At 64.7% G+C, this 23,196-nt stretch carries 24 protein-coding genes; 14 read left to right on the top strand and 10 right to left on the bottom strand.

Going from position 1 to position 23,196, the window contains the following annotated elements; genetic code table 11:
* Nucleotides 1-28 precede the first annotated feature (28 nt).
* The 3 genes from grxC to AC1RR3_RS33045 are packed head-to-tail and all read left to right on the top strand — an operon-like array spanning nucleotide 29 to nucleotide 1,658.
* Nucleotides 29-304 (top strand): glutaredoxin 3, encoded by a 276-nt coding sequence (gene grxC, locus AC1RR3_RS33035; RefSeq protein WP_492828566.1) that lies wholly within the window; start codon nucleotides 29-31, stop codon nucleotides 302-304.
* Nucleotides 301-1,179, top strand: coding sequence for a carbon-nitrogen hydrolase family protein (locus tag AC1RR3_RS33040; protein WP_492828568.1), 879 nt, complete (start codon nucleotides 301-303; stop codon nucleotides 1,177-1,179). The genes grxC and AC1RR3_RS33040 overlap by 4 nt, the downstream gene beginning before the upstream one ends.
* On the top strand, nucleotides 1,176-1,658 hold the full coding sequence (locus AC1RR3_RS33045) for a DUF1178 family protein (protein ID WP_492828570.1): 483 nt from the start codon (nucleotides 1,176-1,178) through the stop codon (nucleotides 1,656-1,658). The genes AC1RR3_RS33040 and AC1RR3_RS33045 overlap by 4 nt, the downstream gene beginning before the upstream one ends.
* On the opposite strand, the gene AC1RR3_RS33050 is transcribed toward AC1RR3_RS33045, so the two are convergent.
* From AC1RR3_RS33050 to AC1RR3_RS33060, 3 genes are all read right to left on the bottom strand, one after another.
* A complete protein-coding gene (locus AC1RR3_RS33050; protein ID WP_492828572.1) occupies nucleotides 1,655-2,554 on the bottom strand; it encodes an EamA family transporter in 900 nt (299 codons plus the stop codon). The two genes, AC1RR3_RS33045 and AC1RR3_RS33050, sit on opposite strands and share 4 nt — an antisense overlap.
* Before the next feature lie 105 nt (nucleotides 2,555-2,659).
* Entirely contained in the window at nucleotides 2,660-3,433 is a 774-nt protein-coding gene (ubiG, locus tag AC1RR3_RS33055; protein WP_492828574.1) for a bifunctional 2-polyprenyl-6-hydroxyphenol methylase/3-demethylubiquinol 3-O-methyltransferase UbiG, read from the bottom strand.
* 14 nt (nucleotides 3,434-3,447) lie between these two features.
* Nucleotides 3,448-3,915, bottom strand: coding sequence for a PH domain-containing protein (locus AC1RR3_RS33060; RefSeq protein ID WP_492828576.1), 468 nt, complete (start codon nucleotides 3,913-3,915; stop codon nucleotides 3,448-3,450).
* 152 nt (nucleotides 3,916-4,067) lie between these two features.
* Between AC1RR3_RS33060 and AC1RR3_RS33065 the strand changes: the two genes are divergently transcribed.
* The 5 genes from AC1RR3_RS33065 to AC1RR3_RS33085 all read left to right on the top strand — a co-directional run bounded on the left by AC1RR3_RS33065 (nucleotide 4,068) and on the right by AC1RR3_RS33085 (nucleotide 11,161).
* Nucleotides 4,068-5,324: an aspartate kinase gene (locus tag AC1RR3_RS33065; protein WP_492828578.1), complete on the top strand. Its 1,257-nt coding sequence runs from the start codon at nucleotides 4,068-4,070 to the stop codon at nucleotides 5,322-5,324.
* Nucleotides 5,325-5,592: 268 nt separating this feature from the next.
* A complete protein-coding gene (gene ptsP / locus AC1RR3_RS33070; RefSeq protein ID WP_492828580.1) occupies nucleotides 5,593-7,860 on the top strand; it encodes a phosphoenolpyruvate--protein phosphotransferase in 2,268 nt (755 codons plus the stop codon).
* 58 nt (nucleotides 7,861-7,918) lie between these two features.
* Nucleotides 7,919-9,004: a peptide chain release factor 1 gene (gene prfA, locus AC1RR3_RS33075; RefSeq protein WP_492828582.1), complete on the top strand. Its 1,086-nt coding sequence runs from the start codon at nucleotides 7,919-7,921 to the stop codon at nucleotides 9,002-9,004.
* Nucleotides 9,001-9,894, top strand: coding sequence for a peptide chain release factor N(5)-glutamine methyltransferase (gene prmC, locus AC1RR3_RS33080; protein WP_492828584.1), 894 nt, complete (start codon nucleotides 9,001-9,003; stop codon nucleotides 9,892-9,894). Before prfA ends, prmC begins: the two co-directional genes overlap by 4 nt.
* Before the next feature lie 463 nt (nucleotides 9,895-10,357).
* Complete coding sequence (locus AC1RR3_RS33085; RefSeq protein WP_492828586.1) at nucleotides 10,358-11,161, top strand: DUF4167 domain-containing protein; 804 nt, start codon at nucleotides 10,358-10,360, stop codon at nucleotides 11,159-11,161.
* Between the two features lie 56 nt (nucleotides 11,162-11,217).
* Here the strand turns inward: AC1RR3_RS33085 and AC1RR3_RS33090 are convergent, their stop codons facing one another.
* Nucleotides 11,218-11,964, bottom strand: coding sequence for a methyltransferase domain-containing protein (locus AC1RR3_RS33090; RefSeq protein ID WP_492828588.1), 747 nt, complete (start codon nucleotides 11,962-11,964; stop codon nucleotides 11,218-11,220).
* Between the two features lie 108 nt (nucleotides 11,965-12,072).
* Between AC1RR3_RS33090 and gloB the strand changes: the two genes are divergently transcribed.
* Nucleotides 12,073-12,840, top strand: coding sequence for a hydroxyacylglutathione hydrolase (gene gloB / locus AC1RR3_RS33095; protein ID WP_492828590.1), 768 nt, complete (start codon nucleotides 12,073-12,075; stop codon nucleotides 12,838-12,840).
* Between the two features lie 23 nt (nucleotides 12,841-12,863).
* Complete coding sequence (locus AC1RR3_RS33100; RefSeq protein WP_492828592.1) at nucleotides 12,864-13,286, top strand: cupin domain-containing protein; 423 nt, start codon at nucleotides 12,864-12,866, stop codon at nucleotides 13,284-13,286.
* Between the two features lie 8 nt (nucleotides 13,287-13,294).
* Here the strand turns inward: AC1RR3_RS33100 and yddG are convergent, their stop codons facing one another.
* From yddG to AC1RR3_RS33115, 3 genes are all read right to left on the bottom strand, one after another.
* A complete protein-coding gene (yddG, locus tag AC1RR3_RS33105) occupies nucleotides 13,295-14,164 on the bottom strand; it encodes an aromatic amino acid exporter YddG (protein ID WP_492828593.1) in 870 nt (289 codons plus the stop codon).
* A gap of 142 nt (nucleotides 14,165-14,306) precedes the next feature.
* On the bottom strand, nucleotides 14,307-15,032 hold the full coding sequence (gene phbB, locus AC1RR3_RS33110; protein ID WP_492828595.1) for an acetoacetyl-CoA reductase: 726 nt from the start codon (nucleotides 15,030-15,032) through the stop codon (nucleotides 14,307-14,309).
* Between the two features lie 248 nt (nucleotides 15,033-15,280).
* On the bottom strand, nucleotides 15,281-16,459 hold the full coding sequence (locus tag AC1RR3_RS33115) for an acetyl-CoA C-acetyltransferase (protein WP_492828597.1): 1,179 nt from the start codon (nucleotides 16,457-16,459) through the stop codon (nucleotides 15,281-15,283).
* 304 nt (nucleotides 16,460-16,763) lie between these two features.
* Here AC1RR3_RS33115 and phaR point away from each other — a divergent pair, with 304 nt between their 5' ends.
* A complete protein-coding gene (gene phaR / locus AC1RR3_RS33120; RefSeq protein ID WP_492828598.1) occupies nucleotides 16,764-17,354 on the top strand; it encodes a polyhydroxyalkanoate synthesis repressor PhaR in 591 nt (196 codons plus the stop codon).
* Nucleotides 17,355-17,508: 154 nt separating this feature from the next.
* On the opposite strand, the gene AC1RR3_RS33125 is transcribed toward phaR, so the two are convergent.
* Complete coding sequence (locus AC1RR3_RS33125; protein ID WP_492828600.1) at nucleotides 17,509-18,396, bottom strand: branched-chain amino acid aminotransferase; 888 nt, start codon at nucleotides 18,394-18,396, stop codon at nucleotides 17,509-17,511.
* 118 nt (nucleotides 18,397-18,514) lie between these two features.
* On the opposite strand from AC1RR3_RS33125, the gene AC1RR3_RS33130 reads away from it, so the two are divergent.
* On the top strand, nucleotides 18,515-19,450 hold the full coding sequence (locus tag AC1RR3_RS33130) for an alpha/beta hydrolase (RefSeq protein ID WP_492828602.1): 936 nt from the start codon (nucleotides 18,515-18,517) through the stop codon (nucleotides 19,448-19,450).
* 9 nt (nucleotides 19,451-19,459) lie between these two features.
* Here the strand turns inward: AC1RR3_RS33130 and AC1RR3_RS33135 are convergent, their stop codons facing one another.
* Entirely contained in the window at nucleotides 19,460-19,708 is a 249-nt protein-coding gene (locus AC1RR3_RS33135) for a hypothetical protein (RefSeq protein WP_492828604.1), read from the bottom strand.
* A gap of 214 nt (nucleotides 19,709-19,922) precedes the next feature.
* Between AC1RR3_RS33135 and AC1RR3_RS33140 the strand changes: the two genes are divergently transcribed.
* The gene (locus tag AC1RR3_RS33140) at nucleotides 19,923-20,795 is read left to right on the top strand and encodes a hypothetical protein (protein WP_492828793.1); all 873 of its coding nucleotides are present in this window, start codon (nucleotides 19,923-19,925) and stop codon (nucleotides 20,793-20,795) included.
* A 232-nt stretch (nucleotides 20,796-21,027) separates the two neighbouring features.
* Nucleotides 21,028-22,611, top strand: coding sequence for a sensor domain-containing diguanylate cyclase (locus AC1RR3_RS33145; RefSeq protein ID WP_492828606.1), 1,584 nt, complete (start codon nucleotides 21,028-21,030; stop codon nucleotides 22,609-22,611).
* 15 nt (nucleotides 22,612-22,626) lie between these two features.
* Here AC1RR3_RS33145 and AC1RR3_RS33150 read toward each other — a convergent pair whose 3' ends face one another.
* A complete protein-coding gene (locus tag AC1RR3_RS33150) occupies nucleotides 22,627-23,187 on the bottom strand; it encodes a carboxymuconolactone decarboxylase family protein (RefSeq protein ID WP_492828608.1) in 561 nt (186 codons plus the stop codon).
* Between the last annotated feature and the right edge of the window lie 9 nt (nucleotides 23,188-23,196).

Raw genomic sequence — 23,196 nt, forward strand, 5'->3', positions numbered from 1 at the left:
AATTCATGACACGAGAGCGCCAGACAACATGACCGCTGCTGTCGAGATCTACACCAGGCCGGGTTGCGGCTATTGTTCCGCCGCCAAATCGCTGCTGACCCGCAAGAAGGTCACCTTCACGGAATTCGACGTGGCCCAGAACCCGTCCTGGCGCGACGAGATGTACGACCGCGCCGGCGAGGGCTCGACCTTCCCGCAGATCTGGATCGGCGGCACTCATATCGGCGGCTGCGATGACCTCTATGCGCTCGACCGCGAGGGCAAGCTCGACGGCATGCTCGAAAGTGTGAAGGCGGTATCATGAGCGAGGTCAGGACTTTCACCGCGGCCATGATCCAGATGCGCACGGGCCTGCTGCCCGAGCCGAGCCTCGCGCAGGCCACCAAGCTGATCCGGCAGGCGGCAGCCAATGGCGCCGACTACGTCCAGACGCCCGAAGTCAGCAACATGATGCAGCTGAACCGCAAGGCGCTGTTCGAGCATCTCCAGAGCGAAGACGACGACGCCTCGCTGAAGGCCTACCGCGCGCTCGCGGCGGAATTGAAGATTCACATCCATGTCGGCTCGCTGGCGCTGCGCTTCTCGGACGAGAAGGCGGTGAACCGGTCCTTCCTGATCGGGCCCGAGGGCAATGTGCTCGCGAGCTACGACAAGATCCACATGTTCGACATCGAGCTGCCGGACGGCGAGAGCTATCGCGAGTCCGCGAACTACCAGCCGGGCGAGACCGCCGTGATCTCCGACCTGCCCTGGGGCCGGGTCGGGCTGACGATCTGCTATGACGTGCGCTTCCCCGCGCTCTACCGCGCGCTGGCTGAAAGCGGTGCGTATTTCATCACCGTGCCCTCGGCCTTCACCCGCAAGACCGGCGAGGCGCATTGGCATATCCTGCTGCGTTCACGCGCAATCGAGACCGGTTGCTTCATCTTCGCCGCAGCGCAGGCAGGCACCCATGAGAACAAGCGCGAAACATTCGGTCATTCGCTGATCATCGATCCCTGGGGCGAGATCCTCGCCGAGGGTGATGTCGAGCCCGGCATCATCATGGCCAGGATCGACCCGGCCAAGGTCGAGACCGCTCGCCGCGCGATCCCCTCGCTCCAGCACGGCCGCCGCTTCGGCGTCGCCGACCCCAAGGCGGGGCCGGACCATCTGCACCTCGTGCGGGGATCGGCATGATCCGCTACGCACTGCATTGCGACCGGAGCCACGAATTCGAAAGCTGGTTCCAGAGCTCATCCGCTTATGATTCGCAGGTGAAGCGCAGGCTGGTGACCTGCCCGATCTGCGGCTCGGCCAAGGTCGACAAGGCGATCATGGCACCACGCATCGTCGGCAAGAAGGGGCGCGGACCAGCAACGCCGCCGCCCGAGCCCGTCGCTATGCCTGCGCCCGAGGCTGCGCCGTCCGGACCGACCTCACTCCTGATGGCGCAGGAGCGCGAGCTCCGCACCAAGCTGAAGGAGCTGCGCGATCACATCGTCAAGAACGCCGACAATGTCGGCGAGCGCTTCGCCAACGAAGCCCGCGCGATGCATTACGGCGACAAGGAGCACCGTCCGATCTATGGCGAGGCCTCGCCCGACGAGGCGAAGTCGCTGATCGACGAAGGCATCGAGGTGTCGCCGCTGCCGACGCTGCCGGAAGACCGGAACTAAGCCCCCACCAGCACCGCCACGCCGATCACGATCAGCGCGATGCCAAAGATCTCGCGCGGCGCGATCAGCTGCTTGAACGAGTAATACGCCACGGCTTGCGCGAACAGCACCTCGATCAAGGCGAGCGTGCGGACATTGGCGGCGGCCGTCAGTGCGAAGGCCAGGAACCAGAATTGCGAGGCGAAGGCGCCCGTGAAGCCTGCCAGCAGTGACGGCTTCCATAGTCCCAGGATCGACTGAAGCACTTTTGGCGCCCGCCAGAGCAGATAGATCGTCAGGATCAACGTCTGCACGAACAGGCCGAGCACCAGCGTGAACGACGCCGCCGTCACGAAGGATACGCCCGGGACGTTGATGATGGCACCGCGAAAGCCGACCGCCGACAGCGCGAAGGCCGCAGCGGCGACGAGGCCGGTGATGGTCGGCTTCAGCTCGGCAAAGCTCTTCTCGCCGCCGGGCCGCAGCGCGGTGACGACGACGCCGATTGTCGCGACCACGATTGCCAGCACCTTCAGCCAGGTCAGGTGATCGCCGAGGAAGACGAAGCCGAAGATCGCGGTCTGGATCGCTTCGGTCTTCAGATACGCCGTCGTCACCACGAAGGAGCGGTCGTTCATGGCGAGCAGCATCAGGCCGGTCGCGACGATCTGGCTGAGTGCGCCGAGCAGCAGCCACGGCCAGAACACTGATGGCGGCATGCCGAGATGGTCGCCGGTCGCGACCAGCACCACGGCCAGAAACAGCAGCGAGAACGGGAAGCCGAACAGGAAGCGGATATTGGTCGCGCCCCAGGTCCCCAGCGGCTTCGTCAGCGACCGCTGCATCGCATTGCGCGCGACCTGGCCTAGCGCGGCGACGACGGTGAAGGGAATCCAGAGGCTGGTGATGGTGAACATGGGTGGGAGGCTGGGGCTGAAGATTGGGGCCAACCTGCCGCTAGCCGCGGAGCAGGTCAATCACGCCCAAGTCATAGGAGCGATGCTCGCGCCTCGCTCACCCCCTCACACCATCCCTTCCGCCACGACCATGTAGTTCACGTCCATGTCCGACGAGAGTGTCCATTTGTCGGCGAAGGGGCTGTAGACGACGCCGGTCTGCTCGGTGATGACCAGGCGGTTGTCGAGCAGGTATTTCGTCAACTCGTCGGGGGTGACGAACTTGTTCCATTCATGGGTGCCGCGCGGCAGCCAGCGCAGGACGTATTCGGCGCCGACGATGGCGAGCGCAAAGCTCTTCCAGTTCCGGTTCAGCGTCGAGACCACCATCAGGCCGTTCGGCTTCAGCATTGCCGCGCAGCGCTTCAGGAAAACGCCGACATCGACGACGTGCTCGACCACCTCCATCGCCAGCACGATGTCGAACCGCTCGCGCGGATCGATCTCCTCCACGGTCGTGCAGCGATAGTCGATCGCAAGGTGGCTCTTGTCGGCATGCAGCTTTGCCGCGGCGATGTTGCTGACCGACGGATCGACGCCGATGACCTGCGCGCCGAGCCGCGACAGCGGCTCGCAGAGCAGGCCGGCGCCGCAGCCGATGTCGAGCACGCGCAGGCCGCCGAGGCAGTTGAGGCTGCGTACGTTGCGCTCGAACTTGCGGCAGGCGGCGTCGCGGATGTAGCCGAGCCGCAGCGGGTTGATCCGGTGCAGCGGGGCCATCTTGCCCTTGGGGTCCCACCACTCGGCCGAGAGTTTTGAGAATTTCGCGATCTCGGCGGCGTCAACGGTCGAGCCCGGCTGGGCGGTGGCGGAGAGGGAAGTATTTTGCTGCATGCTCATGGTTACGCGCGGTCCTACCGCGTGGTGATCGAACTACGGAAGGCCAGTGGCGAGGCGATGGTCCGGATGGTTTCGCGACCTTCGCCGACGCCGTTGATGGTCACGTCGCCGTAGTTGAGAATTCGCCCAAGAATCGTCTGATTGACATCGACGCTCTCGACCTTGTCCAGCGCCATCTCGAAGGTACGGCGCTTGATGAACCCGGTCTTGTGCACAACCCTGAGGTTGGTGACGTCGGTCTCGGTGGTGAAGCGATGGAACCAGCCTTTTAAGGTCCAATAGAGCGCTGCCAGAGCCACCAGGCCGACCCCGACGAGGCACAGCAGCACGAGCCCTTCGACAATGGTTTGGCGGGACAAGACGAACAGCACCAGGGCCACAATCCAGGCCAGGATGGCCGGAAAATAGAAGATCCAGTGCGCATTGGTCGAATACAGCACCTTCTCGCCGGGCTGCAGGATCTCGTCGATATAACGCGCCATAGTCTCGCTTAACCCATTACCCACGCCGCGCGTCCGGGGGCCCGCAGGAACGCGCTTGCCCCCGGCCCCGCCGCTCTGTATACGCGCGGTCGGAATCCGCGGCACCACGCGGGCCACCATACTGATCCTTATGAGGGAATGCACGCGTCGTCATGAGCCGCCTCGTGATGAAATTCGGCGGCACATCCGTCGCCAACATCGAACGTATCCGCAACGTCGCACGCCATGTGAAGCGTGAGGTCGACGCCGGCCATGAAGTGGCCGTGGTCGTCTCGGCGATGTCCGGAAAGACCAACGAGCTGGTGGCCTGGTGCACCGAAGCCTCGCCGATGCACGACGCGCGCGAATACGATGCCGTCGTCGCCTCCGGCGAGCAGGTGACGTCGGGCCTGCTGGCCATCGTGCTCCAGAGCATGGGCATCCAGGCCCGCTCCTGGCAGGGCTGGCAGATCCCGATCAAGACCAGCGACGCCCATGCCTCGGCCCGGATCGAGGACATCGACGGCAGCGAGATCATCAAGCGTTTCCAGGATCGCAAGGAGGTCGCGGTCATCGCCGGCTTCCAGGGCATCAATCCCGAGACGGGCCGCATCACCACGCTCGGCCGCGGCGGCTCCGACACCTCGGCCGTGGCGATCGCCGCCGCCGTCAAGGCGGATCGCTGCGACATCTACACCGACGTCGATGGCGTCTACACCACCGACCCGCGAATCGTGCCCAAGGCCAAGAGGCTCGACAAGATCGCGTTCGAGGACATGCTGGAACTGGCTTCCCAGGGCGCGAAAGTGCTCCAAGTCCGTTCGGTGGAACTCGGCATGGTCCACAACATGCCGATCTTCGTCCGCTCGAGCTTCGACAAGCCCGAGGATATCGACCCGCATGCCAACCAGCCGCCCGGCACGCTGATCTGCGGCGAGGAGGAGATCATGGAAAACCACGTCGTCACCGGCATCGCCTTTTCGAAGGACGAGGCCCAGATCTCGGTGCGCCAGATCGAGGACAAGCCCGGCGTCGCGGCGTCGATCTTCGGCCCGCTGGCGGATGCCAATATCAACGTCGACATGATCGTGCAGGGCGTCTCCGAGGACGGCAAGACCACCGACCTCACCTTCACGGTGCCGGCCGCTGACTACACCCGCGCTAAGGACACGATCACCGCCGCCAAGGCCACGATCGGCTATGCGCGGCTCGATACCGCCACCGACGTCGCGAAAATCTCGGTGATCGGCAGCGGCATGCGCAGCCACGCCGGCGTCGCCGCCCAGGCGTTCTCGGCCCTCGCCGGACGGAATATCAACATCCGGGCCATTACAACCTCCGAGATCAAATTCTCGGTTCTGATCGACACTGCCTATACCGAGCTTGCAGTTCGCACGCTGCACACGCTCTACGGCCTCGATCAGGCTTAGACTAATTTTCTCTTAGCGGTCGCAGCAAATGCGAAGGTGTACACACCTTCGCGTTTGGCAGGCGTTTTGCTTGGCAAAACAAGCCCCAGTTCGCTATACGGCGAAGAGGGTGGGCTGCCGCAGACTGTGTCCCAGTTCAGGCCGCTGATTCGGTGCAAGCGAGAGTTTGTGCCTGCGCCGGACAAACAAATTGGTTGTTTTTCTGGAATTTTAGGCCAGCCGCCGGCCGATACCGCCGGGCCGGGCAGACGGAGGAGATTGAGGGGACATGCGGAGCGCGTCGGGAGGTCCCCGCGTCTTGTTGAGACGGCTCCGCGAAACCATGGCGGAGCAGGTCTCGGCCCAGGAGCGGCTGGACAAGATCGTGGTGCTGATCGCCGCCAACATGGTGGCCGAGGTGTGCTCGGTCTATGTGCTGCGCGTCGACAACACGCTCGAGCTCTATGCCACCGAAGGCCTCAACCGCGAGGCGGTGCACCATACCGTGCTGACCGCCCATGAGGGCCTGGTCGGCCTCGTCGCCAGCGAGGCGACCCCGCTCAATCTGAACGACGCGCAGAGCCATCCGGCCTTCTCGTTCCGCCCCGAGACCGGCGAAGAGATCTATCACTCCTTCCTCGGCGTGCCGGTCCTTCGCGCCGGCAACACGCTCGGCGTGCTGGTGGTGCAGAACCGGGCCAAGCGCACCTATGTCGAGGAGGAGCTCGAGGCACTGCAGACCACCGCCATGGTGCTGGCCGAGCTGATCGCCTCCGGCGAACTGTCGGCACTGGCCCAGCCCGGCCTGGAGCCGGCCGCGCGCCACTCGATGCAGAAGGTCGGCGCGATCCTGTCGGAAGGCATCGCGCTCGGCCATGTCGTGCTGCACGAGCCGCGCGTCGTCATCAAGGACTACATCGCCGAGGACCTGCCGAAGGAAATCAAGCGGCTCGACACAGCGCTTGCCAAGCTGCGCGCCGATCTCGACCGCATGCTGGAGCGCGGCGACGTCGCCGAGGGCGGCGAGCATCGCGAGGTGCTGGAAGCCTACCGCATGTTCGCCAACGACCAGGGCTGGTCGCACAAGCTGCACGAGGCGGTCGCCACCGGCCTCACCGCGGAAGCCGCCGTCGAGCGCGTGCAGTCCGACACCCGTGCGCGGATGCTGCGCTCTACCGATCCCTATTTGCGCGACCGGCTGCATGATCTGGAAGATCTTGGCTACCGCCTGATGCGGCAGCTGGTTGGCCAGGATCATGCGCCGTCCCGTGAACAATTGCCCGACAATGCCATTGTCATCGCCCGCGCGATGGGCCCGGCGGCACTGCTCGACTATGACCGCAAGCGCCTGCGCGGCATCGTGCTGGAGGAAGGCACTGCCAACTCGCACGTCTCGATCGTGGCGCGCGCGCTCGGAATTCCCGCCGTTGGCGAGGTACCGAACGCGCCCGGCATCGCCGATCCCGGCGACGCCATCATCGTCGACGGCACGTCGGGTTCGATCTATGTCCGCCCGTCGCAGGAGATCGAAGCGGCCTTCGCCGAGCGCGTGCGCTTCCGCGCCCGCCGCCAGGCGCAGTATCTGGCGCTGCGCGACCGGCCCTGCGTCACCAAGGACGGCCAGAAGGTCGAGCTGATGATCAACGCAGGTCTGGCCATCGACCTGCCGCATATCGAGGACACCGGCAGCGCCGGCATCGGCCTGTTCCGCACCGAGCTGCAATTCATGGTGGGACAGAGCCTGCCGCGCACCAGCGACCAGCTCGCGCTCTATCGCACCGTGCTGGATGCCGCCGGCACCAAGCCCGTGACCTTCCGCACCCTCGACATCGGCGGCGACAAGGCGCTGCCCTATATGGAAGCGGTGATCGAGGAAAATCCCGCACTCGGCTGGCGCGCGATCCGGCTCGGGCTCGACCGTCCCGGCCTGCTGCGCGGCCAGATCCGCGCGCTGCTGCGCGCCGGCGGCGGCCGTGCACTGCGCATCATGTTCCCGATGATTTCCGAGGTCGCCGAATTCGATTCGGCGAAGGCGCTGGTCGAGCGCGAGCTCACTTATCTGCGCCAGCACGGCCACACGCTGCCGGAGCGCATCGACATCGGCACCATGGTCGAAGTGCCCGCCCTGCTCTATCAGCTCGACGAGCTCTTGAAGAAAGTCGATTTCATCTCGGTCGGATCCAACGATCTGTTCCAGTTCCTGTTCGCGGTCGACCGCGGCAACGCAAAGGTCTCCGAGCGCTTCGACACCATGTCGGCGCCGATCCTGCGCGCGCTGCGCGACATCGCCCGCAAATCCCATGCGGCGCAGAAGTCGCTCTCGCTCTGCGGCGAGATGGCCTCCAAGCCGATCGGCGCGCTGGCGCTGATCGCGATGGGCTATCGCTCGCTGTCGCTTTCGGCCACCGCGCTCGGCCCGGTCAAGGCGATGGTGATCGATCTCGACGCCAGGAAGGCCGAGGCGATGCTCGGCCCGTTGCTGGATGCGCCCGCCGGCAGCGTCTCGATCCGGCAGAAGCTGACGGAATTTGCCGAGGCCGAAGGCTTGGCCTTGTAGCGGGCCTGTCGCCCGCGTTCCGCCGCCTCGCCTCTTTCCGCCATTTGAGACCTACCCGATGTCGTCACTCCCCGAAGCCAAACTGGACGTCCTGCTCGCGCATCACGCCTCGCTCGAGGCCGAATCGCTGCGACAGCTCGCCTCCGAGCGCTACGTGCAGATCACGCGCGAGCTCGCCGAGCTCGCCCCCTTGATCGACGCAATCAAGACATATCGGTCGGCGGTGAAGGAGCTCGCCGACACCGAGGCCCTGATCGCCGATGCCACCACGGACGCCGAGATGCGCAGCATGGCGGAAGCCGAGCGCGACGAGCTGACGCCAAAGATCGAAGAACTCGTCCAGAAGATTCGCGTCGCACTGCTGCCCAAGGACGCCATGGACGACCGCAACGTGGTGCTGGAAATCCGCGCCGGCACCGGCGGCGACGAGGCCTCGCTGTTCGCCGGCGACCTGTTCCGGATGTACGAGCGTTTCGCTGCCTTGCAGGGCTGGAAGGTCGAGGTGATCTCGGCGAGCGAAGGCACCGTCGGCGGCTACAAGGAAATCATCGCGGAGGTGCAGGGCCGCGGCGCGTTCTCGAAACTGAAATTCGAATCCGGCGTGCACCGCGTGCAGCGCGTGCCCGACACCGAAACGCAGGGGCGTATCCACACCTCCGCCGCGACCGTCGCGGTGCTGCCCGAGGTCGAGGACGTCGACGTCGACATCAAGAACGACGATCTGCGCATCGAGACCATGCGCGCGCAAGGCGCCGGCGGCCAGCACGTCAACAAGACGGAATCGGCGATCCGCATCACCCACATCCCGACCGGCATCGTAGTGATGATGCAGGACAGTCGTTCGCAGCACAAGAATCGCGCCTCCGCCATGAACATCCTGCGCTCGCGCATCTACGACGCCGAGCAACAGCGCGTCGACGCGGCGCGCTCGGCCGAGCGCAAGGAGAAGGTCGGCTCCGGCGACCGCTCCGAGCGCATCCGCACCTATAATTTTCCGCAAGGGCGCGTCACCGACCACCGCATCAATCTGACCCTCTACAAGCTGCCGCAGGTGATCGCGGGCGAAGCGCTCGGCGAATTGATCGACGCGCTGACCACCGAGCACCAGGCCGCACAGCTCGCCGCGCAAGGCGCGGCGGCGTGACGCGCCGCGTGAACGATCCCTTCACCGGACAATCGATCGAGAGCGCACGGCGCGCGCTGGCGGCGCAGCTGCGATCGGCGCAGCTCGACGAAGCCGAGCTCGACGCCCGCATTCTGATCGGGGCAGTTCTCGGCCTCGATCTCACCGGCCTGATCGCGCAAGCCGCCCGGCCCCTCACGGAAGCCGAGGCGCTGCAGCTCGCTCAATATGCCGAGCGCCGGATCGCGGGAGAGCCGGTGGCGCGCATTCTCGGCACGCGCGAATTCTGGGGCCTGCCGTTTCGTCTTTCGGAAGCAACCCTGGTCCCGCGCCCCGACACCGAGACGGTGGTTGAGCTTGCGCTCGAACTTCTTCGCGAACGGAAAACATCGCAGCCATTGCGCATCGCCGATATCGGCACCGGATCGGGCGCGATCCTGCTCGCGCTGCTGCACGACATTCCGGACGCCTTCGGTGTCGGCACCGATCTCAGCCTCTCCGCGCTCGGCACAGCGAGGGGCAATGCCGCGACTCTCGGCCTTGGTCATCGCTCCGCCTTCGTCGCCTGCTCCTATCTGGCAGCGCTTTCGGGCCCGTTCGATCTCATCGTGTCGAACCCGCCCTATATTCCCTCCGCCGAGATTCCGAAATTGAGCACCGAGGTGCGCGAGCACGATCCGCATCTGGCGCTCGACGGCGGCAATGACGGATATGACGCCTACCGCGCCCTGATCCCGCAGGCGGCCGAACGGCTCGCGCCCGGCGGCGCGCTCATCGTCGAAGCCGGGCAGGGCCAGGCCCGAAATATTGAAACCCTGATGACCGCGGCGACGTTGGTCGTGGACAGGCCGCCCAAGACCGATTTGGCAGGCATCCCACGGGCCGTTTCGGCCCGAAAAATGACCCCATAAAAGCCGGATTGGCTTGTAAAAAGCTCTTGGAATATCCCCTGGGAACGACTACCTTCCGCCTAACACATCGGTGTCGGCCCCGTAGACCTACGGGCGAAAGCCGGGCTCTCAAGCGAGAGCTTCACTGATTTTAGGTTCCAAGCCGCAGGTCCTGTTAAGCGCGATGGCCCATTGAGCTGCGCTGCTTTCCGACCGCAAAGTGAACGAAAGCCTGATATTGCGCGCGAAGACTAACGCAAGAAACCAGGGCTTGTTTTGGCAGGCAAAATGAATGGGTTCGCTGGCAATGAGTGCTGGCGGGTGGGGAACGCGTCTTTGTTGAACGCGACGGTCGACGAACATTGGCGGGGTTCAAGCCGCTTCTCGCGCGCGGTATGCGCGAGAGATGTGAACCGCTGTCACCAGGTCACTCCTAGCAATCAGTAATGCGTGCAACCTTTAGGGCTGGAATTAAAGGCAGGACATGAGAAACGGTCAGAACAAGCAGCGGATGCGCAACCGCAACAACAACAATAATAACAACAACAACAATAACCGGCGCGGCCAGAACCCGATGACCCGGGTCTACGAGTCCAACGGACCCGACATCAAGATTCGCGGCACCGCCTCGCACATCGCTGAAAAGTATCTCCAGCTTGCGCGCGACGCGCGCTCCTCCGGCGACCCTGTTGCAGCCGAAAACTACTACCAGCACGCCGAGCATTATTTCCGCCTGATCGCGGCGGCGCAGGAACAGTTCCGCCAGAACCAGCAGCCGCGCGGCGACGAGTCGATCAGCAACAACAGCGGCGACGACAGCGAAGACGACGGCGAGAATTTCTCCAACTTCGGCCAGGAGCCGGGCTTCGTGCCGCAGCCACCGCAGCAGCAGCAGCCTTACATGCGCGATGGCCAGCGCGAACATCACCAGCAGCGTGACCATCAGCAGCGCGACAACCAGCCGCCATATCAGCGCGACAACCAGCAGCCGCGCGAGCACCGCGAGCGCGACCATCGTCCGCAACCGCAATATCAGCCGCAGCCACAACCGCCGAACCAGCCGCAGCCCGTCATCGCCGACGCCGCCAGCGTCGATCGCCTGCCCTCCTTCATCACCGGCCCGCAGCCGCAGGTGAATGCGGGCGCAAATGGCGGCCAGGCTGGCTTCGAGGGCGGCAGTGGCGGCGGCGAGCGCTTTCCACGCCGACGGCGCCGGCCGCATGGCCCGCGCCCCGAGCGCGAAGCCGCTCCGGCCGCGTCCAGCGACGAAGTCGCGCCCGGCGAGTAGGCTTCTTCCGATTTTATGAACTGCAATCGTCCCGGCCTCGCCGGGACGATTTGCTTTCAGCGGCGCGTCACCGTCGTCGAGGACGGCACCAGCACGGGCTTCGCCAGCGAGGGAATCAGCCGCGCCCGCTCCCGCTTGGCGGGGATCGCGCGATAGACCTGCTTGGTGGCTTCCACAATGTGCACGCCGGCAAAGGGCAGTGACAATGCCGCACCGGCACGCTCCCACATCTGCGCCGATTTCAGCACCCAGCCGCCGGCATAGGGCGGCATGAACAGCGCCTCACCCCAGGCGGTCGGTGTGAACCAGGTCTGGCGCAACAGATCGGTGATCTGCGAACGCGAATAGGGCCGGCCGTGACCGAACGGCGTGCTGTCGGTGCGGGTCCACACGCCGCGGCGATTCGGGATCACCGCGATGACGCGGCCGGACGGCGAGAGCACGCGCCACACCTCGCGCAGCAGCGCAGCCGGATCGTCCGACATCTCCAGCGCGTGGACCAGCAGGATGCGGTCCACCGCGGCATCGGGCAACGGCAGCGAGAATTCATCCACCAGCGAGGCCAGCGCCGGCCGTCCCGTCGGCCATTTCAGAACGCCCTGGGCCGCCGGCATGAAGGCGATGCAGCGCTCGGCGTCCTCGCGGAACAGACCGAGATAGGGCGTGGGATAGCCGATGCCGAGCACGCGCTGCCCCTGGGCGCCCGGCCAGCGCTCCCTGATGCCGCGATTGATCATTTGCCGCGCCACGATCCCAAGGCGTCGGGAATAGAACTCGCGGAGGTCGACGACGTCGATGGTCATGACGGCAATGTAACATGCACAAGGCGGCGGCTGCGCGCTGAATATTGCATTGCCTGCGCAACGTTAACGCCATATTTGTCTGACGGGGCTGAGCGCGATGGAGATGTCATGGCCGCCGAAATTCGTACTTTCAACTGTTTAAACGACAATTTCGGTTACCTGATCCACGATGTGGAAACCAAGGCGACGGCGTCGATCGACGCGCCGGAGGCCGGCCCGATCCTGAAGGCGCTGGAGCGCGAGGGTTGGCAGCTCACCGACGTCCTGATCACCCATCATCACGGCGATCATGTCGGCGGGGTCGCCGAACTCAAACAGAAATACAATTGCCGCGTCGTCGCGCCGCATGACAAGACAACCAGGATTGCAGACGTCGACCTGCGCGTCGCCAATGCCGACGTGGTCAGAATCGGCAATCTGCTGGCGCGAATCGTGGAGACGCCCGGCCACACGCTGGACCACATCTCCTACGTGTTCGACAATGAGAAAACGGTGTTTGCCGCCGACACGCTGTTTTCGATCGGCTGCGGGCGCGTGTTCGAAGGCACCTACCCGATGATGTGGGATTCGCTGTTGAAGCTGCGGGCCCTGCCCGACGACTTCAAGCTCTATTGCGGCCACGAATACACGGCGTCCAACGTCAAATTCGCGCTTACCGTCGATCCCGACAACGCGGCGCTCCAGGCGAGGGCGGCGGAGGTTGCGAAGCTGCGGGCCGAGAACAAGCCGACCATTCCCTCACTGCTTGGTGATGAGAAGCGAGCAAACGTGTTCCTGCGGGCCGATGAACCCTCGGTCGCAGCCAGGTTACACATGAAGGGTGCGGATGCCGCCGCGGTGTTCGGCGAATTGCGCGAGCGCAAAAACAAATCCTGAAGACCAAGTCCTGACGGGGATCGATGCCGACCGCAGCCGAGATCATCGCGCGCCTTGAACTCCGACCGCATCCCGAAGGCGGGCATTACCGCGAGACGTTTCGCGACCAGATCACGGACGCCAATGGCCGTTCGCGCTCGACGCTGATCTATTTCCTGCTTGCCCGCGGCGAGCGCTCGCACTGGCATCGCATCGACGCGGTCGAGATCTGGCACTATTATGCCGGCAGCCCGCTGACGCTGCGTATCGCGCACGAGGGCTGCTCACAGCACGAGGTGCGCCTTGGCACCGACCTCATGAGCGGCGAGCGACCGCAGGCGATCGTTCCGGCCGATGCCTGGCAGATGGCCGAGACATCAGGTGAATGGACACTGGTCGGCTGCACCGTGGCACCCGCATTCGAGTTCGCGAAGTTCGAGCTCGCGCCGAAGGGCTGGGAGCCGTAGGGCAACAGTCATCGCTTCCGCAACACCATATCCTTCGCCGCGATCAGGCCGCCGCCGGCGATCAGAACCGCGGCGATGGCGATGTTGGCGCTGGCCTTGGCAAAGCCGGCGGCGATGAGGAAGCCGGTCGAGAGCAGCGGCGTCGCGTAGGAGGCGGCGCCAAGCACGCGGATATCGCCGCGCTTCATGCCGATGTCCCAGGCGTAGAAGGCGGCCCCGACGGGCCCAATGCCGAGCGCGATGACGGAGAGCCATTGCAGCGTGGTCTCCGGCCACACGGTGGCCTCCAGCACGCCATGCATCAATGCGGCGAGCACTGATGTGGCAAGGCAGAAGCCGGCGACCGCATCGGTCGGTACCGCCTTCAAGCGGCGCGACAGCACCGAATAGGTGGCCCAGACGAAGGCGGCGATGAAGGCCGCGATCAATCCCGGCACCGCTCCAGGTGCGAAGCCGGAAGTATTGCCGGCGAACAGCAGCACGGTGCCGACGAGGCCGAGCACGGCGCCGATGATGTGGTGCACGGCAAGCCGTTCGCCCGGCAGGAAGGACGAGAACAGCACGATCAGGAGCGGCCAGAGATAATTGAGCAAGCCGGCCTCAGCCGGCGGCGCGAAGCGCAGCGCCAGAAAATACAGCGCGTGATAACCGAACAGTCCGCCGACACCGACGGCCCAGACGACCAGCGGCTGGCGCAGGCTTTTGGCCGCCTCGCCGCGGCCGATCCAGGTGAGGAGGCCGACGAGACCGCCGATCGCAAAAGTCATCGCGGCGAGCTGGAACGCCGGGATCCTTCCGGTCGCCACCGTCATCACTGACAGCAGCGACCACATCAGGATCGCGGTCAATCCGATCAGCGTCGCGGTGCGGGGAGTCATTGGCCACTACTCTCATCATGGCCGGGCTTGTCCCAGCCATCCACGGTGTTCCGCGGCGACGGCTGTTGTAAGGCTGTGGATGCCCGGGACAAGCCCGGCATGACGAGACGTTGGCTTTACGAGCGAACGTGATGCCCGTGCATCACACCATGTACTGGCCGCCGTTGACGGTCAGCGTCGAGCCGGTGATGGCGCCGGCCTCGTCGGCGGCGAGGAACACGACCGCGCGCGCAATCTCCTCGGGCTCGCCGAGACGGCCGATCGGGATCAGCGGCAGAATAGCCTTCTCCAGCACGTCCTTCGGCACCGCCTGCACCATCTCGGTGTTGATATAGCCCGGGCAGATCGCGTTCACGGTGATGCCGGCCTTGGCGTTCTCCAGCGCCAAGGCCTTGGTGAAGCCGATCTCGCCGGCCTTGGCCGCGGAATAGTTCACCTGGCCGAACTGGCCCTTCTGTCCGTTGATCGAGGAGATGTTGATGATGCGGCCGAACTTGCGTCCGCGCATGCCTTCGATGACCTGGCGCGACATGTTGAACAGCGAGCCGAGATTGGTGCCGATCACGGCGCTCCATTGCTCAAGGCTCATCTTGTGGAAGGCGCCGTCCTTGGTGATGCCGGCATTGTTGACGAGCACATCGACCGGGCCGACCTCGGCCTCGACCTTCTTCACGCCCTCGGTGCAAGCGTCGAAATTGCTGACGTCCCATTTGTAGACGGCGATGCCGGTCTCGGCCTTGAACTTCTCCGCCGCAGCGTCATTGCCGGCATAGCTCGCCGCAACCTTGTAGCCCGCCGCCTTCAGCGCTTTGCTGATCGCAGCACCAATGCCCCGCGTACCACCCGTGACCAGTGCGACTCGTGCCATGTCAAACTTCCTTCCCTTGGACTCTTCGGACGTTTCTGAGTGATCGTTTTTAGTGCTGGATTATGCGGTTGGTTTGACGGACATCAAGAACAAAACGCCCGGCGTTGAGCCGGGCGTTTGTATTTAGTCGAGGCGTGCGCGATTGCGAAGAATATTTGATTTGCAACCGCCGCCTTTTTAGTCGCGTGCAACGCACTCACCGACGTGTGCAGCGCACGCGCGACACGTAAGCTGCGTGTCAGCTATCCTCAGTCACGCGCGAGACACATCGCGATGCCCATGCCGCCGCCGATGCACAGCGTGGCAAGGCCTTTCTTCGAGTCGCGCTTCTGCATCTCGTGCAGCAGCGTCACCAGCACGCGGGCGCCGGAGGCGCCGACGGGATGGCCGATCGCGATCGCGCCGCCATTGACGTTGACCTTCGAGGTGTCCCAGCCGAGGTCCTTGTTGACGGCGCAGGCCTGCGCCGCGAAGGCCTCGTTGGCCTCGATCAGGTCGAGATCGCCGACGTTCCAGCCGGCCTTCTTCAGCGCGGCGCGCGAGGCCGGGATCGGGCCCGAGCCCATGATCTTCGGATCGACGCCGGCCTGCGCCCAGGACACGATGCGCGCGAGCGGCTTCTTGCCTTCCTTGGCGGCCTGCTTGGCGGTCATCAGCACCACGGCGGCGGCGCCGTCATTGATGCCCGAGGCCGAACCGGCGGTGACAGTGCCTTCCTTTTCGAAAGCAGGCTTCAGCTTCGTCATCGCCTCGAGCGTTGCGCCATGGCGCGGATATTCGTCGGCGCTGACGACGATGTCGCCCTTGCGGGTCTTGATAGTGACGGGGACGATCTCGTCACTGAACTTGCCGGCCTTCTGCGCGGCCTCGGCCTTCTGCTGCGAGGCGACCGCGAATTCGTCCTGCTGGGCGCGGGTGATCTGCCACTGCCGCGCGACGTTCTCGGCGGTGTTACCCATGTGATAGCCGTTGAAGGCATCCCACAGACCGTCCTTGATCATGGTGTCGATGAACTCGACCGCGCCCATCTTGACGCCGCCGCGCAGGTACTGGGCGTGCGGAGCCATGCTCATGGATTCCTGGCCACCGGCGACCACGATCTCGGAATCACCGTTGAGCAGCGCCTGGTAGCCGAGCGCGACCGTGCGCAGGCCCGAGCCGCAAAGCTGGTTGACGCCCCAGGCCGGGCTCTCCACCGGAATGCCGGCGGCGATCGAGGCCTGACGGGCCGGGTTCTGGCCCTGAGCGGCGGTCAGGATCTGGCCCATGATGACTTCGGAGACCCGACCGGGCTCGATACCACCACGCTCCAGCGCGGCCTTGATGGCGATCGCGCCGAGATCGTGGGCGGGAAGGGTCGCGAAGGCTCCGTTGAAGCTTCCGACCGGGGTGCGGGCGGCGCTGACGATGACGACATCGTCTGACATGGGCATCTCCTGAGGTTGAATGGGGGCAGGCGGGGCTGGGGAAACGGCTCGCCAGTCTCGGACGGCATCCTGTTAACGTCGTTGCGGCATGTCAATCGGCGGGTGGCCAAATCCATACCGCAGCGCATTCAAAATAGCGTTCTTGGCGATTTCGCAAGCACGTTTTTGCTGTGCAATTAACCGTGGCGCACAAAACGGTAGCGTGAGCCCGTTGAAAATGCTTATTTTGTTGCGTTGCGTACTCTTCCCGCCCTGCGGCATAGCCCGCCGGGTTCCCGTTCTCAGCGTTTGCAAGTGAGAGCCCATGGCGAAATCAGACCAACCCACCACGATCAAGAAATACGCGAACCGCCGGCTCTATAACACCGGAACGAGCACTTACGTGACGCTGGAAGACCTCGCCGCCATGGTCAAGGACGGCGAAGATTTCCTGGTCTACGACGCCAAGACCGGTGACGACATCACCCGCTCGGTGCTCGCCCAGATCATCTTCGAGCAGGAGAACAAGGCCGGACAGAACCTGCTCCCGACCACTTTCCTGCGCCAGCTGATCCGCTTCTACGGCGACAGCATGCAGATGGTGGTGCCGAAATATCTCGAGCAAGCCATCGCGTCGCTGACCCAGGAACAGGAGAAGTTCCGCAAGCAGATCGCCAGCTCGCTCTCCGGAACTCCGTTTGCCCCGCTGGAAGAGCAGGTCCGCCGCAACATGGAGCTGTTCCAGCAGACCTTCTCGATGTTCAAGCCGTTTGCCCCTGGCGCGGCCCGCCCGGCGGCTGCGCCGGAGCCCGATGCGAGCGCCGAGCCGGCAAAGGACAGCAACATCGACGACCTGCGCCAGCAGATGAAGGACATGCAGGAGCGCCTCGAGCGGATGTCGAAGAAGGACGAGTAGGGCTCGAGCCACTCGTCCACATCAGCGCCCGCCCTCCGCGACTTTGCCCGACGGCCTCATCGTCGTCATTGCGAGCCCCGAAACAATCCAGAATCCCTCCGCAGAGGCAGCCTGGATTGCTTCGCGGCGCTCGCAATGATGGAATCTGTAGCGCCTACGCCGCCAGCTTCACTGCATGCGCAAAGTCCCAATAGAGTTTTCGCGCTTTGGTGTAGAGCGGGCCCGGCTTCAGCTCGCGCTCGTCGATACGAATCACCGGCGCGACCTTGGCGAAGTTGCCGGTTGAAAAGATCTCGTCGGCGGCGAGGAAGTCGGCATAGCGCAACGTCTTCTCGACCACGGTGACGCCATCGGCGCGGAGCAGGTTGATGACACGCTGACGCGTGATGCCGTTGAGGAAGGTGCCGTTCGGCACCGGCGTGAACACCACGCCGTCCCTGGCCATGAACACGTTGGAATTGCCGAACTCCGCGACATTGCCGAGCATGTCGAGCATCAGCGCGTTCTGGAAGCCGCGTGAAGCCGCTTCGGCCAGCGCGCGTGAATTGTTGGGATAGAGGCAGGCAGCCTTGGCCTCGACCGGCGCGCATTCGGCCGTGGGCCTGCGGAATGGTGACAGCGTGATGGCGTTGCCGACGGGCTTCGGCATCGGCGCCTCGTAGATACACAGGCACCAATTGGTAGTCTCGGGGTCGAACAGCACGCCGCCGCCCGCGCCATTCTGCGCCCAGTACATTGGACGGATATAGAGTTCGGCATTCGCCGCGAAGCGCGCGATGCCGTCGGTTGCAAGCGTGAGCCAGGTGCCGGCATCGACCACCGGCTTCAGACCAAAATTGACCGCGGATTGATTGGCACGGGCGACGTGACGGTCGAGATCGGGCGCGACGCCCTCGAACGCGCGCGCGCCGTCGAACACGACCGATCCGAGCCAGGCTGCATGCGTGCGCGGCCCCATGATCGGCACATTGCCGTCGTGCCATTTGCCCTCGAAGAAGGTCCAGCTCGGCGAATATTCGATGGGCTTCCTGATCTCGGCCATGACCGGCCTCCCCTTGGCGTGATGCCGCAATATGCCACGACTATTGGGCGCAATTTCTAAATGATTCCCTGCGGGGACGTGGTGAGTTACCCTCCCCCGGTGGGATAAGGAAAGGTCCATGCCGCTCGATCCGCTCGCAAAGCGATTGTTGACCATGATGGCTGCTGCTGCGCCCCAGGCGCGGAGCCGGCCGAGCGTGGAGGCACGGCGACAATCACTGGCGAAGCTGATGCAATTCGCACGCACCGAGGCGCCTGATATGACCGCGACCGACGGCGTGCTTCCCGGCCCCGACGGAGAGCTTCCCTATCGCCTCTATTCGCCCGCGTCTGCCGGCGAGCGCACGCCGGGCTTCGTGTTCTTTCACGGCGGTGGCCTCGTTGCCGGCAGCGTCGTGACACACGACCGCATCGCCGCGGCGCTTGCGCATGCCACCGGCTGCCGCCTTGTCTCGGTCGACTACCGCCTCGCGCCGGAACATAAATTCCCTGCCGCCGTGGATGATGCGATCGCCGCGACCGAATGGGTGGCGCGCGAAGCGCCCTCCCTCGGCATCGATGCTGAACGTCTGGTGGTCGGCGGCGACTCCGCCGGCGCCACATTGGCTGCGATCGTATGCCAGGAAGCAATGCAGAGCGCCGGCCTCTCCATCGTCGCGCAATGCCTGATCTGTCCGGTGCTGGATTTCGAGGAGACCTCGCCCTCGCGCGAAGCCTTCGCCGAAGGTCATCTGATCGACCGCGTCACGATCGAAGCCGATCTTGCCGACTATCTGCCCGACGGCATCGACGCCGCCGATCCCCGCATCTCGCCGCTGCGCGCGACGCGCCTTGCGGGCCTGCCCACCGCGATCATCCACACCGCCGAATTCGACCCGATGCGGGACGAGGGCAATGCCTATGCACGCAAGCTGCTCACCGCGGGCGTCGCCGTCGAGCACGTCTGCCATGACGGCATGGTTCACAACTTCCACGCCATGGGCGCGATCCTGCCGCAGGCGCAGCTCGTGCTGTCACAGATCGGCGAACAGGTGCGGCGGGCGGTTGAGGCATAAAAGCGCCAATCACGCGCGCGCGCCGATCACCGCACGCGCCGCCACGACATATTCCGGCCAATGCGCATCCGCATAGCGTTCGGCCTGCCGCACGCAAGTGACGTCGGGCGCATGCGCGGCCGCAATCGTGCGCGCGAAGCGCTCTTCGGCGACCGTCACGTCGCCGGGTTCGGCCGACGGTACGGCGGCGGCCACGGTGGTCGGAGCGACAGCGAGGCCTGCCAGACCCGTGAGCAGGATGCGGCGTGACGTGTTCATGGCTGTCGTCCTTCCATTGTCCGGCCTGCACTCTGGCCGGCGAGTGTGTCAGTGCGATCACGGCAGCGTATCCGCACACATCCGCGCCGTCCATCGCTGGGGATAGCGCTTGACCACGCGCGTGATCACGTTCCATCTAACAACGGTTCCGCCATCAAATCGCCACGCGTCGGATTGTCACGTGTCCCATCAATGTCCATCGCGTCTTCAGGCTTTGCGTGCTGCTGCGATGGGGCTGTTTTATCTGACGTTGTCGGCAGGCGCTGCCTTTGCCGCTGACGAGGCGGAAGACGTACCGGCAAAACCTGATGTCCCCAACATCTATCTCGATCTGCGCACGACCTATGCGACGATTCCCGCGGGCACGCTGGGGCTCGGCTTCGGCAACACCTCGCTGTCAGCCGCGTTCGAAGCCCTGGCGACCCGACGCGGCACGACGCTGCCGGGTGGCTTGCCGGCGGCGAAATCCATCGCCGTCGACCTGCCGCTGACCGTCGACGTCAGCGACCGCGTCTCGCTCTATGGCGGCGTTTCGGGCTCGACGACGGATATCGGCGGCGGCTGGTCGGCGTTCGACATCACGAGCTGGAACATCGGCGTGCAGGCCGACCTCCATCAGCAGAACGGCGGGAGGATTCCGACGATCACGCTGCAAACGACCCTGACGCAGTCGGTGCCGAACGAGCCGGGCATGACGAATTCGCTCAACAACATCCTGGAATTCGACTACGCGCTCGACGAGGACGAGACGCGCGGCTGGCTCGCCGGCGTGCAATACACTTACACCGACATCGCGAGCCAGCTTGCCAGCATCCGGCCGAACACGATCCTCTATGCCGGCGGCTACTACCAATGGCCGAGCAACTGGAAATTCACCGGGCGGCTCGGCATGCAGTCGTTCGGCGGTGCGCAGATCGCAGGCCGGACGCTGGCGGAGTCCTTCACCCAGCCGATCCTGCGCCTCGACCTCGACCGCATGGACGACAACGACAACCGCCTGTTCGGCATCACCGCGCAGATCGCGTGGATGCCAAAACCGTCCTACCAGGTGACACTGCGCACGCCGCTCTACGCCGTGCGCAACTGATCGCGGCCATGGTGGATTTTCCGTAAAGCGCGGCTCCGCCCTTTACCGATGCCAACGCAACAGCCGCAGCCGCCCGTCGTTGATGATGAAGGGCTTTTCGCTTTTCAGCGCCGGCGTGTGCGACGTCCGACCGATGCACCAATTGTTATCCCTCTCGCAAGATCGCTCACCGCGTTACCTCTCGGCAAGAAGCCTGCGACAAACTGGGCCGGATTCGCCTGGGAGGTCGGAAATGCCCCGCTTGGTATCGGAACGAACGTTCCTGGCCGGCAAGATCATCTTCAACTTCGGTCAATCGACCATCGATTGCGTCGTGCGCCGGATGTCCGAGGATGGTGCGACGCTGGAGATGCAGAGCAGCCTCGGCGTGCCCGAACGGTTCCAGCTCAGGCTCGCAAGCCAGGAGATCATCTCCTGCCGGGTGCTGTGGCGGTCGGACCGTCAGGTCGGAGTCGCGCTCGAAGCGGAAGATCATATCGGTCCCAAAGCTGAGAACGAGCAGGGACGACGGGCCGACTCGCTGATGCGCGGACAGATGCTCGCGCTTCGCGCGGCACTCGATTTCGTCCCGCTCGGCATCGTGCTGCTGGATGCAAATCTCCGCGCGCAGTTGATCAACCGTGCGTTTCGGCGGATGTGGCTGTTGCCTGATGAAGTCGCCAACAGCAATCCGTCTTTCGCGACGCTGATGCACCACGGCCGCGACACTCTGGCCTACGAAATTCCTCCGGCCGACCTGGAGGCCTATGTGGCCGAGCGCGTGCGCCACGTGCAGGCGGGTGACGCCTCGCCGCGCGACCTGCGCCGCTCCGGCGGCGATGTCGTGCGCATGCAATGCACGCCGCTGCCTGACGGCGGGCGGATGCTGACCTATACACCCGTCACCGATATCGTGCGCTACTCCGACGAGCTGAAATTGCTGCGCGACGCGCTCGAGAATGTCGAGGACGGCGTGCTGCTGCTGGACCGCGATCTCAACGCGAGCTTCATGAACCGGCGGATGCGACGGTTCTGGGAGGTGAGCGAGCAGGAAGCGGATGAACACCCGACCTATGCATCGCTGGTGAGCCGGGCGCAGCGCGCGAGCGCGCCCAATCTCCCGACGAACGAATTGACGAAATTTCCCGCCAAGCGCGTCGCCGAGGTCAAGGCCGGGGATCACGTGCGCGACCTGCAGACGCCGGACGGAAGGCGCATCAGGGCGCATTGCACCACGATGTCGAATGGCGGCCGCATGCTGACCTATGTCGACATCACCGATCTGACGCAAAAGGCCGCGATGCTGGAGACGCTCGCCACCACCGATCCACTCACCGGCCTCTACAACCGCCGCCACTTCCTCAACAACCTCGATGCGGAATGGAGCCGCTTTCAGCGCTACTACCGCTCCGTCTCGGTGCTGATGCTCGACATCGACCACTTCAAGTCGGTCAACGATCGCTACGGCCATGCGGTGGGCGACGCCGCGATCAAGGCCGTTGCGGCCGCCTGCCTCGATGGCAAGCGCAAGTCGGACATCGTCGGCCGCCTTGGCGGTGAGGAATTCGCCGTTCTGCTGCCCGAGACCAGCCTGTCCCGGGCAAGGATAGTCGCCGAGCGCATCCGCAAGCGCGTGATGAGTACACAGGTCTCTGCCGACAAGATTCAGTTCGGTCTCACCGTGAGCATCGGCATTGCGGAGGCCACCGTCAGCATGTCCGGCATCGACGCACTGATGGGCGCGGCCGATCAGGTGCTCTACCAAGCCAAGGCCGAAGGCCGCAATCGCTGCATCGCCTGGGTGCCCCCGCCGCCTGCAAGCAAGGCGGCGGAGTGATCGTCCGAGCAGCGTCTACTCCGGCACCGGCACGTCGAACGTGTTGAGCGTGACCGAAACCATGCAATAGACGCCGACGAGATAGGACAGCTCGGCCGCGCCGTGCTCGCCGAATTCCTTGACCGCCGCCCGATAGGTCAACTCCGGCAGCACGCCGCCGCTCACCAGTGCCGATGCGACGTCATAGGCGACCGCCTCCTGCTTGGTGAGATCCACCGGCCGCTGTCCGGCGACGATGGTGGCGAGCTTCTCGTCGGACAGGCCGCGCTGCTCGGCCACCAGCACATGGGCATAGAGCTCGTAGCCGGAGCGGAAATGCGAGCCGGTGACGAGGATCGCGACCTCGCGCACCGGCGCCGGCAGCAGCGGGTTCGACGCGATCGCCTTGACCAGCTCCCACACCGGCTTGCCGAAGCGCGGCTCGCGGATCCAGGGATTCCAGGGCCCGAGCAGCGCGCCGTCGTCGCGCATGTTCACGAAGCCCTTGAAATGATCCTTGATGCCGGCTCGCATGTCGTCATAGAGCGGCTTCTGTTCGTCGGTCAGATCTTTCGGATCGAGAATGGGGAGGCGCACGGCGAAATC

The organism is Bradyrhizobium sp. GW821-FHT13H05 (assembly GCF_058804065.1).